Annotated in this window: 12 protein-coding genes; 6 read left to right on the top strand and 6 right to left on the bottom strand. The window is 65.1% G+C overall.

What is annotated here, in order from left to right; all coding sequences use genetic code 11:
- Positions 1–100: 100 nt before the first annotated feature.
- Positions 101–778, top strand: coding sequence for a 7-cyano-7-deazaguanine/7-aminomethyl-7-deazaguanine transporter (locus WH303_RS22420; RefSeq protein WP_021026915.1), 678 nt, complete (start codon positions 101–103; stop codon positions 776–778).
- A gap of 99 nt (positions 779–877) precedes the next feature.
- Here the strand turns inward: WH303_RS22420 and bfr are convergent, their stop codons facing one another.
- Positions 878–1,342 carry a bacterioferritin gene (gene bfr / locus WH303_RS22415; RefSeq protein WP_027010910.1) on the bottom strand — a complete coding sequence of 155 codons (465 nt, stop codon included), beginning with the start codon at positions 1,340–1,342 and terminating at the stop codon, positions 878–880.
- Between the two features lie 209 nt (positions 1,343–1,551).
- Between bfr and WH303_RS22410 the strand changes: the two genes are divergently transcribed.
- Entirely contained in the window at positions 1,552–2,370 is an 819-nt protein-coding gene (locus WH303_RS22410) for a nucleotidyltransferase domain-containing protein (protein WP_339521164.1), read from the top strand.
- Here the strand turns inward: WH303_RS22410 and WH303_RS22405 are convergent, their stop codons facing one another.
- A complete protein-coding gene (locus WH303_RS22405) occupies positions 2,371–3,270 on the bottom strand; it encodes a LysR family transcriptional regulator (RefSeq protein ID WP_339521163.1) in 900 nt (299 codons plus the stop codon).
- A gap of 199 nt (positions 3,271–3,469) precedes the next feature.
- Between WH303_RS22405 and WH303_RS22400 the strand changes: the two genes are divergently transcribed.
- The 3 genes from WH303_RS22400 to WH303_RS22390 all read left to right on the top strand — a co-directional run bounded on the left by WH303_RS22400 (position 3,470) and on the right by WH303_RS22390 (position 7,439).
- Positions 3,470–5,176: an acyl-CoA dehydrogenase family protein gene (locus WH303_RS22400; protein ID WP_339521162.1), complete on the top strand. Its 1,707-nt coding sequence runs from the start codon at positions 3,470–3,472 to the stop codon at positions 5,174–5,176.
- A gap of 90 nt (positions 5,177–5,266) precedes the next feature.
- A complete protein-coding gene (locus tag WH303_RS22395; protein ID WP_445228322.1) occupies positions 5,267–6,271 on the top strand; it encodes a Bug family tripartite tricarboxylate transporter substrate binding protein in 1,005 nt (334 codons plus the stop codon).
- Between the two features lie 25 nt (positions 6,272–6,296).
- On the top strand, positions 6,297–7,439 hold the full coding sequence (locus tag WH303_RS22390) for a CaiB/BaiF CoA transferase family protein (RefSeq protein ID WP_021026909.1): 1,143 nt from the start codon (positions 6,297–6,299) through the stop codon (positions 7,437–7,439).
- A 77-nt stretch (positions 7,440–7,516) separates the two neighbouring features.
- Here WH303_RS22390 and WH303_RS22385 read toward each other — a convergent pair whose 3' ends face one another.
- Both WH303_RS22385 and WH303_RS22380 read right to left on the bottom strand, forming a co-directional pair.
- Positions 7,517–8,227, bottom strand: coding sequence for a DNA/RNA non-specific endonuclease (locus WH303_RS22385; RefSeq protein ID WP_339521161.1), 711 nt, complete (start codon positions 8,225–8,227; stop codon positions 7,517–7,519).
- A 94-nt stretch (positions 8,228–8,321) separates the two neighbouring features.
- The gene (locus WH303_RS22380) at positions 8,322–9,257 is read right to left on the bottom strand and encodes a LysR family transcriptional regulator (RefSeq protein ID WP_339521160.1); all 936 of its coding nucleotides are present in this window, start codon (positions 9,255–9,257) and stop codon (positions 8,322–8,324) included.
- Positions 9,258–9,454: 197 nt separating this feature from the next.
- Between WH303_RS22380 and WH303_RS22375 the strand changes: the two genes are divergently transcribed.
- The gene (locus WH303_RS22375; RefSeq protein WP_339521159.1) at positions 9,455–10,255 is read left to right on the top strand and encodes an IclR family transcriptional regulator; all 801 of its coding nucleotides are present in this window, start codon (positions 9,455–9,457) and stop codon (positions 10,253–10,255) included.
- Positions 10,256–10,298: 43 nt separating this feature from the next.
- Here the strand turns inward: WH303_RS22375 and WH303_RS22370 are convergent, their stop codons facing one another.
- Positions 10,299–11,123 carry a proteasome-type protease gene (locus WH303_RS22370; RefSeq protein WP_021027676.1) on the bottom strand — a complete coding sequence of 275 codons (825 nt, stop codon included), beginning with the start codon at positions 11,121–11,123 and terminating at the stop codon, positions 10,299–10,301.
- Entirely contained in the window at positions 11,120–13,711 is a 2,592-nt protein-coding gene (mutS, locus tag WH303_RS22365; RefSeq protein WP_339521158.1) for a DNA mismatch repair protein MutS, read from the bottom strand. Before mutS ends, WH303_RS22370 begins: the two co-directional genes overlap by 4 nt.
- Positions 13,712–13,752: the final 41 nt, after the last annotated feature.

Below are 13,752 nucleotides of genomic sequence, written 5' to 3'. Positions count from 1 at the left end.
ATACAATACGGGCCCCTTGTGCCTGGGAACGCCGCATTGTTCTTGGGCCACTTTTCGTAGCCATGGGTTCCCTCGCCCCCATTGACCAAAAAGGAATGTCATGAACTCCGCTCATGCCGTGCAGACCCCTGTCTCGCGCGTGCCTTTCTATCTCTCCTTGCTGGTGGCCTTTCATATCGCCATCGTCATTGCCAGCAACTACCTGGTGCAGCTGCCCATCTCGCTGTTGGGTTTTCACAGCACCTGGGGGGCTTTCAGCTTTCCCTTTATCTTCCTGGCCACCGACCTGACCGTGCGTCTCATTGGCAAGGCCGAGGCGCGCCGCGTCATCACCCGGGCCATGCTGCCAGCGCTGCTGGTGTCCTATATCGTTGGCGTCATCTTCCATGAAGGGCGGTTCAACGGCTGGGAGGCGCTGCAGACCTTCAACAGTTTTGTCTTCCGCATTGCGCTGGCCAGCTTTGCCGCCTATGTGCTGGGCCAGCTGCTCGACATCCAGGTGTTTGACCGCATTCGCCAAAAGAGCCATGCCTGGTGGATGGCACCCGCTGCCGCCTCGGTGTTTGGCCAGGCGCTCGATACCGCCGCTTTTTTCTCCATCGCCTTCTGGCGCAGTGCCGACCCCTTCATGGCCGCCAACTGGGTGGAGATTGCACTGGTGGACTATGTCATCAAGCTGGCGGTGAGCCTGCTGCTGTTTGTGCCCGCCTATGGCGTGGTGCTGGCCGCGCTGGTGCGCTCGATGCGCATGCCGGCGGCAGCGACTGCTGCGCCCTGACCGGTAGATCCGTTGGGCCGAGGGGCTGACGGGATTGTCACCAAACAAAAGGCCGCCAGAATCAAATCTGGCGGCCTTTTGCATGGGCGCTGTTTAGCTTCAGGTCTGGCTTTGCAGGTAGTTGGGCAGGCCCATCATGTTGATCAGGCTGAGCTGCTTTTCCAGCCAGTAGGCATGGTCTTCTTCGGTATCGCGCAACTGGGCCAGCAGAATGTCGCGGCTCACATAGTCGCTGTGCTTCTCGCACAGTTCCATGCCCTGGCGCAGGCCGGCGCGCACTTCGTATTCGGTGTCCAGGTCCTTTTGCAGCATCTCGGGCACGGTCGCGCCGGGCGTGAATTCCTTGGGGCGCATGTCGGGGCGGCCGCCCAGCATCAGGATGCGGCGCAGCAGTGCGTCGGCATGCTGGGTCTCTTCCTGCATCTCATGGTCCAGGCGGGTGAACAGCTTGCTAAAGCCCTGGTCTTCGTAAATGCGCGAGTGGGCAAAGTACTGGTCGCGTGCGGCCAATTCGCCACGCAGCAGGTCCTTGAGGTAGTCGACGACGTCGGGATGGCCTTGCATGTTCTTGTTCTCGGGTGAGTTTGCGAAGCCTGCAGTATCGCGTGTCTGCGTGCGCTTGGTTGCGAAAGCAGCCAAATGCCCATGTAGCACCGCTCTGGATGCGGGCTGTAAGCAGATGCATTCGCATTGCCTATGCCGCCAGCGCGGAGGCGGGCAGGGGATGGGCCGCGATAGTTCTGGCAAGATCAGAGGTTTTGAAGGGAGCGAGCATGAACCCATCCGAAGCCTGGCAAGCGCAAGTGCACCCCATCGACCCGGCAGTGCGCGCCGACATCGAGGCCAAGCTGGCGCAGATCGAGATCGAGCACCAGGTGCGCATTCTGTTTGCCTGCGAGTCCGGCAGCCGGGGCTGGGGTTTTGCATCGCCCGACAGTGACTACGATGTGCGCTTCATCTATGCACCGCGCCTGCCCTGGTACCTGAGCGTGAGCGAGCAGCGCGATGTGATCGAGCTGCCTATCTCCGATGTCTTCGATGTCAACGGCTGGGAGCTGCGCAAGGCGCTGGGCCTGCTCAAAAAGGGCAATGCCACCTTGATCGAATGGTTTGATTCTCCCGTGGTCTACCAGGCCGATCCGCTGTTTGTGGCCGACATGCGCGCCGCCATCGAGCGCGTGCACCTGCCCGAGCGCACGCACTACCACTACCTGCACATGGCGCGCAAAAACTACCGCGAGTACCTGCAGGGTGAGACGGTGCGGCTCAAGAAATACCTCTATGTGCTGCGCCCGCTGCTGGCCTGCCTGTGGGTGGCCGAGGGCCGGGGCGTGGCGCCAATGCGCTTTCAGGATCTGGTCGATGGCACCGTCGTTGACCCGGCGGTGCTTGACGCGATTGCGGCGCTGCTGGTGGTCAAGCGCGCGGCCAAGGAGTCCGAGCATGGTGCCGCGATGCCGGTGCTCAATGCCTTTATCGAGACGACCTTGGCGCAGCTGGAAGCCGCCCCCGCGCCGCAGACACCGAGCGTGGACTTTGCGCCGCTCGATGATTTGCTGCTGCGCACCGTGCTGAGCGGCCACACGGCTTGATCAAGCGCCTTGCGCTACCGCCTGCACGGCTGATTGCAGGCTGAGCAGCAGCTTGTGCACCAGCGGATTGTCCGGCTGGCTGCGCCAGACCGCCAGCAGCTCGGACTGCGGCTGCTCGCCCAAGAGCGGGATGAACACCACATCGGGCATGCCCACGCGCTGCAGCGCGGCCGGCACAATGGCCGAGCCCTGGCCCAGCGACACGAGCGACAGCACCGACAGCCAGTGCCGCACCTCATGCCGCACCTCGGGCGCAAAGCCATGGGCCATGCACATCTGGTAGATGCGCTGGTGGTAGAGCGGAGAGACGGCGCTGGAGAACAGCACCAGGCGCTCATGCTTGAGCTGCGCCAAATCCAGCACCGCATGGCCGGCCAGCGCATGCTGGCGCGGCAGGCAGGCCACAAAGGGCTCCTGCATCAGCAGTTGGCTGCGCAGGCCTTCGGGCAGCATCACCGAATGCACCAGGCCCATGTCCAGCTCGGCCTGCTGCAGGCCCAGCAGCTGCTCGGCGCTGTTGAGCTCGCGCATGTCGATGCGCACCTGCGGATGCGCGTTCTGAAAATGGGCCAGCGCCTGGGGCACCCCCCGGTACAGCGCTGAGCCGACAAAACCCAGGCGCAGATGGCCGCGCACGCCCTGGCCCACATCCCGCGTCTCCTGCGCCGCCTGCCCGGCCAGCGCCAACAGCTGGCGTGCGCGTGGCAGCAGGTGGGCGCCAGCTGCGGTCAGGCGCACGCCCTTGCTGCTGCGCTCAAACAGCGCGGCGCCGATTTCTTCCTCCAGCTGGCGGATGGCGACCGACAGCGGCGGCTGCGAGATGGACAGGCGCTGGGCCGCCCGGCTGAAGTGCAGCTCTTCGGCCAGCGTCGCAAAGTAGTTCAGCAGCCGCAGCTCCATGGGGCACTCCTATCTATATTTAATACGTATCGATAAAGATTTTAATAATATTTGACGCGAATAGCCGCGGCTGCTGAAATGGCGCAAAACCCCGCGACCCGAGCGCGAACCCACGCACAAAACACGCGTAACTACGCGGGCCGGCAGCGCAGTCCCTCCCGGAGCACCTCGCTGCCAGCCCCGCCATCAGGAGACCCGCATGTCCGCACCGGACCCATCCCAGCGCAGCGCCATGGCGCAGGTGGCACAAGCCCATGCCCACCCCGTGCCCGATCGCCACGGCAGCAATTTCTACAGCACCGACCCGGCTTTGCAGCAGCTCTTGCAGCTCTACCTGCCCGCCGATCTGCTGGCCCATCTGCAGCCCTATCTGCAGCGCATGGGTGAGCTGGCCGGCGGCCGCATCGACGAGCTGGCCAGCATTGCCGACAAGAACCCGCCCACCCTGGAGCACCGCAGCCGCGCCGGTGAAGACCGCCAGCGCATCATCAAGCACCCGGCCTATGAAGAGCTCGAACGCATTGCCTATGGCGAGTTCGGCCTGCAGGCGATCTCGCACCGCGACGACATGCTGGGCTGGCAGGGCAAGATGCCGCCCATCGTCAAATATGCGCTGACCTATCTGTTTGTGCAGTCCGAGTTTGGCCTGTGCTGCCCCTTGTCGATGACCGATTCGCTGACCCGCACCTTGAAGAAGTTCGGCGCGCCAGAACTGGTCGCCAAGTACCTGCCGCAGCTGCTGTCGCTGGACTGGGACAGCCAGGCCCAGGGCGCCATGTTCATGACCGAGCAGGCGGCCGGCTCCGACATCTCCAACACCCAGACCCTGGCCCAGCCGCAGGCCGATGGTAGCTGGCGGGTGACGGGCGACAAGTGGTTCTGCTCCAACCCCGATGCCGAGTTTGCAATGGTGCTGGCCCGTGTCGAAGGCGCGCCCGCTGGCATGAAGGGCATCTCGCTCTTTTTGCTGCCCCGCAAGCTGGACGATGGCAGCCAGAACCACTACCGCATCATCCGCTTGAAGGACAAGCTGGGCACCAAGTCGATGGCCAGCGGCGAGATCCGCATGGAAGGCGCCACGGCCTACCTGATCGGCGAGCAGGGCCGGGGCTTTGTGCAGATGGCCGATATGGTCAACAACTCACGCCTGTCCAACGGTGTGCGCTCGGCCGGCATGATGCGCCGCGCGGTCGCCGAGGCCGAGTTTGTCGCCAGCGAGCGCGTGGCCTTTGGCAAGCGCCTGCAGGACATGCCGCTGATGCAGCGCCAGCTGGACAAGCTGCGCGTGCCCGCCGAGCAGGCGCGGTCGATGGTGTTCCAGACCGCGCAGACCCTGATGCGCTCGGACGCAGGCGACAAGGAGGCCTATGCGCTGCTGCGCATCCTGACGCCGATGATCAAGTTCCGCGCCTGCCGCGATGCGCGCAAGGTAACCGGTGATGCGATGGAAGTGCGCGGCGGCTGTGGCTATATCGAGGAATGGACCGACCCGCGCCTGGTGCGTGATGCCCACCTGGGTTCCATCTGGGAAGGCACCAGCAATATCGTTGCGCTCGATGTCGTGCGCGCCATTCAGCGCGAAGGCTCGCTGCCGGTGCTGCAGGCCTATCTGCAAGGCCTGCTGGCGGACTGTCGCATCAGCGCAGGCTACCGCCAGGCCTTGGATGCCGCACTGGCCCGCGCCAGCGCGCTGGCCGAGCGTGCCGCGCAAGACGGCGGCGCGGTGCTGGCCCGCCAGGCTGCTACCGGTCTGTACAACTGCACCACCGCCATTGCGATGGCCTGGGAAGCCGGCCAGATCGACTCAGCCGAGCGCCTGCGTCTGTCGCAGCTGGTGCTGCTGCACCGCGTGCTGCCGCGCGATCCGCTCGCCAGCGACGCCATTCCGCAAGATTGGCTGGCCTGATTCGCAGATTCGCAGATCCGCAGACCGGCAGCGACAGCCCCATCAACACGCAGGCAGCAGACCTGCACCCCTCAATACATGGAGACAAACATGCAAAAATTTTCCTTGAACGCGGCGGCGCTCGCCCTCGCTTGTCTGGCCGGGCTGGGTGGCGTGGGTGGCGTGGGTATGGCCTCGGCGCAAGCCGCTGACAAATTCCCCGACCGCCCGATCATGTTCACCGTGCCCTTCCCACCCGGCGGCCCCACCGATGCGATGGCGCGCATTCTGGCGACGGAGCTGACGCGCGAGCTGGGCCAGAGCGTGGTGGTGGAGAACCGCGCGGGCGCGGGCGGCAATATCGGCGCCGAGTATGTGGCGCGTGCCAAGCCCGATGGCTACACCATCATGTTCGGCACCTCGGGCCCGCTGGCGATCAACAAGAGCCTCTACAAGTCCATCAGCTACGACCCGCGCACCAGCTACGCGCCCGTCATCTATGTGGGCTACCTGCCCAATATCCTGGTGGTGAAGGCCAGCCTGCCGGCCGACAACGTGCAGGGCCTGATCGCGCTGGACAAGGCCCATCCCGGCAAGCTCAATTTCGCGTCATCGGGCAATGGCGCTTCGTCGCACCTGGCCGGGGTCATGTTCAACAACCTGGCCGGCACCAAGCTGCAGCACATTCCCTACAAGGGCACGGGCCCGGCGCTCAATGATTTGCTGGCGGGACAGGTCGACATGAGCTTTACGGATATCCTCACGGCCATGCCCTATATCAAGGCTGGCAAGGTCAAGCCGCTGGGCGTGGCCACCGCGCGCCGCTCCAGCGCCTTGCCTGACATTCCCACCGTGGCCGAGCAGGGCATGGCCGGGTATGACGTGGGTGTTTTCTTCGGTGTCGTCGCCCCCAAGGGCACGCCGCCCGAGCGCGTGCAGGTGCTCAACCAAGCCTTCTCCAAGGCGCTGGATTCGGACAGTGTGAAAAAGGCCTTTGCCGCGCAGGGCCTGGAGGCATCACCGGACCGGTCGCCTGCCTACCTGGGGCGCTTTATCGCCACCGAAGTGGACAAATGGCAGGCAGTGGTGCAGCAGTCGGGTGTGACGCTGGACTGATCCAACGGAAAACGGAAAACGGACCATGACAACAACACAGGCGGCCCAAGCAGGCGCTTTGCAGGGCATCAAGGTGCTCGATCTCTCGCGCATTCTGGGCGGGCCGCTGTGCGGCCAGATCCTGGGCGACCATGGCGCCGATGTGCTCAAGGTCGAGCCGCCGCAAGGTGACGATACGCGCAGCTGGGGCCCGCCGTTCCGCGATGGCGTCGCCTCGTACTACCTGGGTCTGAACCGCAACAAGCGCGTGCAGTTCATGGACCTGGCCAGCGCTGAAGGCCAGGCCCAGGTGCGCGCTTTGATGGCGCAGGCCGATGTGGTGGTCGAGAACTTCAAGACCGGCACGATGGAGAAATGGGGCATTGGCTACGAGCAGATGCAGCAGGAGTTTCCGCACCTGGTCTGGTGCCGCGTCACCGGCTTTGGTGCCGATGGCCCGCTGGGCAGCCTGCCGGGCTACGACGCGGCCATCCAGGCCATGGCCGGGCTGATGAGCATCAATGGCGAGGCCGACCGCGACCCGCTGCGTGTGGGCCTGCCGGTGGTCGACATGGTCACCGGCCTCAATGCCGTCATTGGTGTGCTGCTGGCGCTGCATGAGCGCGGCCGCAGCGGCCTGGGCCAGCTGGTCGATGCCTCGCTGTACGACGCGGGCATCTCGCTCTTGCACCCGCATGCGGCCAACTGGTTCATGAACGGCAAGATCCCCGGCCGCTCCGGCAATGCCCATCCCAACATCTACCCCTACGATGTGGTGAACACCGGCAAGGCGCCGATCTTTCTGGCCGTGGGCAATGACCGCCAGTTCCGCCTGATGTGCCAGCACCTGGGGCAGGAGGCCCTGGCCGATGACACGCGCTTTGCCACGGCCGGCCAGCGCTCGGTGAACCGCGATGTGCTCAAGCCGCTGCTCGAGCAGGCCTTTGCCGCGCATGACGGCGTGCAACTGGCCGAAGACCTGATGGCCATTGGCGTGCCCGCCGCGCCGGTGCTGAATGTGGAGCAGGCCTTGCAAGCCCCGCATACCGCCCACCGCGAGATGGTTGTGAAGATGGGCGACTACACCGGCCTGGGCGCCCCGGTCAAACTCAGCCGCACGCCCGCGTCCTACCGCTTTGCGCCGCTGACCGAAGGCACGGCGTTCTTGGACGCGGCCAACGACCACTGACCCGCACCATTCACCCGCAAAGAGGCCCATGCCTGCGCTCTGCAGCATGGGCCATTTTTCTGCGCCAGGGACTGTGCTCAGTCCAGCAGGCGAATGCCCGTGCGCTGCACAAACTCCGAGTAGCTGATGGGCTTGCCCGCCTTGGTCGATGGCTGGTTGTCCTGCAGATGCACCCAGCGCTGGCCGGTCGCTGGGTCATATACCATCTTGAACACGGCATCGGGCACCCAGACCTGGCCGTCTCCGATGGTGCGGTGCTGCTTGCCAAAAACCGGGCCGGTGATGACAAACACATCGCCCTTGGCGCGGCGGATATAGCGGCGCGTGTCCTGCTCGATCTGCGACCAGGGCTTGCCGTTTTGCGTCGGGTCCTGCGGCACCATATTGGCCAGCGAATAGCTTTGGGCCTTGCCGAACTTGGTGCTCATGTCACCGGCGGCAGCCATATGGCCACGGCTGAGGCCCGAGCGCCGGTAGTCCGACAGCTGCGCGCGTTCGCGCGCGGGCAGGCGGGCTTCTTCGTAGAACTTGTCGCTGCGCTTCAAGTCCTTGGCCTGGTACAGCATGCGGGCATTGAGGCGCTGGGCCACAAAGATCGGCGTCTTGGTCTGGCCCGAATGCAGCACGGCAAACTCTTCAAAACACAAAGGACGCAATTGGCCGTAGGCACTGGTGCTGGGCGGCTTGCCCGAGAAGAACTGCGGGCAGTCATCAAAGCCTGCAGCCAGGGCAGGGGCGGCGGCGCACAGCAGCGCTGGCGCCAGGTAAACAGAGAGGCGGGAAAACATAAGCGCGCAAGTGTTGCACAAGATGGACCCGCCGGGGACAAAGGCCGGGCAGGCCGTCGGCTATGCGGGCGGTGCATGGCGCTCGCTGCGATGCCTAGTGGGCCGCTTCCTGCAAAAAAGTCCACAGCTGCAGCGCCTGGGGCGGCAGCTGGGCCGGGTCGCGGCAGGCCAGCACCAGCTGGCGCGCGGCCCAGTCGGCGCTCAGCGGCCGCAGGCGCAGCCGGGCCTGGGGCCAGCGCAGGGTGGCGCATTCGGCAGCGGTGCGCGGCACCAGTGCAGCGCCCAGGCCCATCGCGACCCAGTCGCACAGGGCTTCGAGGTGCGGCGCCAGTGCGCGGTAGCGCAGCGCCACGCCCGCCTGCAGCGCCTGCGCGGCCATCAGCTGGTGCAGCGCATGCTGGGGCAGCAGGCCCAAGAGCGCAATGTCCTTGAGGTGGTGCAGCTGCACATCCTGGGGCAGGGCGGCCAAAAGGCGCGTTGTGCCCAGCAGCACCAGCGGGTCATCGCGCCAGACCTGGGTGTGCAGGCTGCCTGCAGGTACGGCGTTGGAGAGCACGCCCATATCAGCTTCGCCTGCCACCAGCGCGCGGGCAATCGCATCGCTGGTGCATTCGCGCAGCTCCAGGCGCAGCTGCGGGTTGGCCTGCATAAAGGCGCCCAGCGGCGCAATCAGGTGCTCGCTGATCGCCGAGGTGTTGGCCAGCAGCTCGATGCGCGTGCCCAGGCCCTGGCCAAAGGCCTGCATGTCGCCAGCGAGCTGCTCCATCTGCAGCAGCATGCGGCGCGCATGGGGCAGCAGCACGGCCCCCGCCTCGGTCGCTGTCACCCCGCGCTTGCTGCGGTGGAGCAAGGGCGCGCCCAGCACCGTCTCCATGCCGCGAATGCGCTCGCTGGCCGATGCCAAGGTGATATGGCAGCGCTCGGCCCCCTGGGTGATGGTGCCGGACTCCAGCGTATGGACAAAAAGGCGCAGGTCTTGCAGGTCAAAGCGCATGGCGGGCGGGAAGCGGTGTCGTGGGGAATGCGCCATGGTAGCGGTCTGCCGCGATGCTGGCTATGGATTTTCCATAGGGATCATTCGGAAGGCATCACCGTTGAAGGGATCGAGGCGCATTCCTATGGAAAAGAAGAATGCTTTGGCCTTGGTATGCGTCGAATGGCAGGAGAGCGCGCAGTGCATGCAGCTGGCGACCGCTAACCCCGCTGCGCTGGGGTATGCTACGGCGCATGGCTACTTCGTCTTCTGAAAGCAGTGTTGCCGGCACGGCAGCGTTTTCCAAGTTCATGCGCGTGCTGCAGCTGGTGGCAGATGGCAGCGAGCCGCTGGGCATTGCCGAGATGGCCAAGGCAACGGGTTTTCCGCGCCCGACGGTGCACCGCATTGTGGCGGCGCTGCAGGCCGAGCGCATGCTGGTGGAAGTGGGGAGCACGCGCTGCTGGACCCTGGGCCCGCGCCTGGTACAACTGGCCAGCCGCAGCTGGAGCCGCTCGGGCCTGCGCATGGCAGCGACCCAGGCGCTGCGTGATCTGCGCGATGCCACGCAGGAGACCATCCATTTCGCCGTGCCCTCGGGCCACAGCATGGTCTATATCGAAAAGTTGGAGAGCGACAGCGCCGTGCAGATGTCATCGCGCATTGGCACCAGCGTGAACCTGTACTCCACCGCCGTCGGCAAGGCCTACCTGGCCGCGCTGCCGCCTGCCGATGCCAGCGCGCTGATGGCCGAGCTGAGCTATACGCCGCTGACGGCGCAGACGGTGGGCGATGCGCAGGCGCTGCAGCAGCAGGTGGACGCAGTGCGCCAACGCGGCTGGTCCACCGATGCGCAAGAGAATGAAGAGGGCATTTACTGCTTTGGCGCTGCGGTGCTGGGGCCGGACGGCAGCCCCGTGGCCGCCATCAGCGTCAGCACCTTGCTGTTCCGCCAGCGCGAAGATGTGCAGGCCGCCTATATCCAGCCGCTGCTGCGCACCTGCCGCGCGATTGCCCAGCAGCTGGCGCAAAACCCCAATCTGGTGCATGGCTGATAGTTTGTGCGCAGGGCTGGCGCACTCCGCACCAACTACCGCTCTAGAGCATCACATTTGAATTGGTGATTTTTTTGACCGGCCGGATGGCGCTGTTGTCCGGCTGGATGGATGCGGCCGTGTCACCGCTGTCCCAGTGCGGGTCGTCGATGCTGTCAAAGGCCTGGCGCAGCTTGTCGCCCCAGGTGTTGCGCACCATGCGGAAGTACTCGTTGAACTCGTCGATGCAGGCGATGTTGTCGCAGGCGAGCTGGTCGGTTTCGTACACCACCAGGTCCAGCGGCAGGCCCACCGACAGGTTGGATTTGAGCGTGCTGTCCATCGAGACCAGCGCGCATTTGGCCGCTTCATTGAGGGGGGTCTTGGGCGTCAGCACGCGGTCGAGCACAGGCTTGCCATACTTGGCCTCGCCAATCTGGAAGTAGGGCGTCTCGGCCGTGGCCTCGATAAAGTTGCCGGCCGAGTAGACCTGAAAGAGGCGCGGGCTCTCGCCAGCGATCTGGCCGCCAAACACCAGGCTGCAGTTGAAATCTACACCCGCGCGCTCGAGCGCCTTGCCATCGCGCTCCTGGATATGGCGCACGGCAGCTCCCAGCACGCGGGTGGCATCGAACATGCTCTTGGCGTTCCAGATGGTGATGGGCGGGCCGCCGTTCTCGTCTTCGAGCTGCTGGGTCTGCAAAATCTCGCGCACCGATTGCGAGATCGACAGATTGCCGGCAGACAGCAGCACCATGAAGCGCTCGCCGCGCTTCTCATACACCATCATCTTGCGGAAGGTGCTGATATGGTCGAGGCCCGCATTGGTGCGGGAGTCGGAGAGGAACACCAGGCCGGCGTTCAGCTTGATGGCTACACAATAGGTCATGACTTGTCAGCGAGTCGCTTGAGTGAATACAGTAGATCGAGGGCGTCGCGCGGTGTCAACGTATCGGGTTGCAGCTCGCGCAATTGCGCCTCGACGGCGCTGGGAGTGGGGGTCTCGGCCGAGGCCGGCTGGGCAAACAGGTCCACCTGGGAGTCGCCCGCCTGCTGGCGCGCTTCCAGCGCAGCCAGTGCATGGCGGGCATGGCTGAGCACGGGCGCGGGCATGCCGGCGAGCTTGGCCACCTGCACGCCATAGCTGCGGCTGGCCGGGCCCGGTTGCAGTTCATGCAAAAACACAATGTCGCTGCCCGCTTCGGTCGCGGCCACATGCATGTTGATCGCATGCTTGGCCTTGGCCGGCAGCTCGGTCAGCTCAAAGTAATGGGTGGCGAACAAGGCCAGGGCCTTGGTCTTGTCATGCAGCTGGGTGGCAATGCCGCTGGCCAGTGCCAGGCCGTCAAAGGTGCTGGTGCCCCGGCCGATCTCGTCCATCAGCACCAGGCTGTTGGGCGTGGCGCTGTGCAGGATCTGCGCGGCCTCGGTCATCTCCAGCATGAAGGTGGACTGGGCGTTGGCCAGGTCATCGGCCGCGCCGATGCGGGTGTGGATCGCGTCGATGGGCCCGAGCAGGCAGCGCGTGGCCGGCACATAGCTGCCCATGCTGGCCAGCAGCGCAATCAGTGCCACCTGGCGCATATAGGTCGATTTACCGCCCATATTGGGTCCGGTGATGATCTGCAGGCGCTGCAGGCTCGACAGCCGCGTGTTGTTGGCGATGAAGGACGCATTGGAGGTCTCGGCCAGGCGCGCTTCCACGACCGGGTGGCGGCCGGCATCGATGTCGATGCAGGGCTCGGGCACAAACTGCGGCGCGCACCAGTTCAGGGTCAATGAGCGCTCGGCGAGCGCGCACAGCGCATCGAGCGAGGCAATCGCCTGGCCCACGCGGGTGAGGGCGCTGACATGCGGCTGCAGCTGGTCGAGCACCTGCTCGTACAGCCATTTCTCGCGCTGCAGCGCGCGCTCCTGGGCCGACAGCGCCTTGTCCTCGAAGGTCTTGAGCTCGGGCGTGATAAAGCGCTCGGCGTTCTTCAAGGTCTGGCGGCGGCGGTAGTCGTCGGGCACCTTGTCCTTGTGGCTGCTGGTGACCTCGATATAGAAGCCATGCACCTTGTTGAACTGCACGCGCAGGTTGCTGATGCCGGTGCGCGCTTTTTCGCGCGTCTCCAGGTCCAGCAAAAAGGCGTCGCAGTTGGTCTGGATCGCGCGCAGCTCGTCGAGCTCGGTATCAAAACCGTTCGCAATCACGCCGCCATCGCGCACCAGCGCGGCAGGCTCGGGGTCGATGGAGCGGATCAGCAGCTCCATCGCCTCCAAGGGCGGCTGCAGCGCTTCAAAAATCTCGCCCAGCAGTGGCGCGGGCGCAGCGGCATTGCGCGCCAGCTGCTGCGCTTTTTGCAAGGTCAAACCCAGCGCGACGAGCTCGCGCGGGCGCACCTGGCGCAGCGCAATGCGGGCGGTGATGCGCTCCACATCGGAGACGCCCTTGAGCTCGGTGCGCAGAATCTGCCACGGCGCGGCCGAGAGCGTATCGCTGTCGCCGCGCAGCACGGCGATGGCGCCCAGGCGCGCACGCGCGTCGCTGCGGTCACGGCTGGGTTCGAGCAACCAGCTCTTGAGCAAGCGGCTGCCCATGCCCGTCTGGCAGGTGTCGATCAGCGAGAACAAGGTCGGGCCGTCCTCGCCGCGCAAGGTCTTGACCAGCTCCAGATTGCGGCGTGTGGTCGCAGGCAGGTCGATCAGTGCGTCATCGCGCACCACATGGATGGTCTGCACATGGGGCAGGTTGCGGCCCTGGGTGTGCTCGGCATAGGTGAGCAGCGCGCCAGCCGCTGCGTGGGCGGCATACAGGGTCTGTGCATTCCAGGCCTGCAGGCTGGCTGCGCCCAGTTGTTCCAGCAGCTTGCGCTCGCCCAGCTTTTCATCAAACTGCCAGTCGGGGCGCAGCGCCAGCGGGCAGGTCAGCACACCGCTGCTGCGCAGCTGGTAGAGCGATTGTTCAAAGCGCTGCGAGGCACCGGCGCTGTAGGCCACTTCGCTGGGCGCAATGCGCGCAATCCAGGCGGGCAGCTCTTCATGCGTGCACTCGGCCAGAAAAATCTTGCCCTGGGTGACGCTGAGCCAGGCCAGGCCGCAGCGGGCGCGCTGGGCCTGGTGCACCACCAGCAGCATGGCCTCGGCCTTGTCGCTCATCAGCTCGCTGTCGGTCACCGTGCCGGGCGTGACCACGCGCACCACCTTGCGCTCGACGGGGCCCTTGCTGGCCCCCACTTCGCCCACCTGCTCGCAAATCGCCACCGATTCGCCGAGCTTGAGCAAGCGCCCCAGGTAGTTCTCCAGCGCATGGAAGGGCACGCCCGCCATCGGAATCGGCTGGCCGGCCGACTGGCCGCGTTGGGTCAAGGTGATATTGAGCAGCTGCGCGGCCTTCTCGGCATCGCCATAGAACAGCTCGTAAAAATCCCCCATGCGGTAGAACAGCAAGGTGTTGGGGTGCTCAACTTTGGCAGCATGGTACTGCTGCATCATTGGGGTATGCGATGAAAAATCGGCTTTTGTCAGCGTTGGAT

The sequence above is a fragment of the Comamonas sp. MYb69 genome, assembly GCF_037479315.1.
Taxonomy (GTDB): domain Bacteria; phylum Pseudomonadota; class Gammaproteobacteria; order Burkholderiales; family Burkholderiaceae_C; genus Comamonas.
This window is presented reverse-complemented; position numbering and strand designations above follow the sequence as displayed.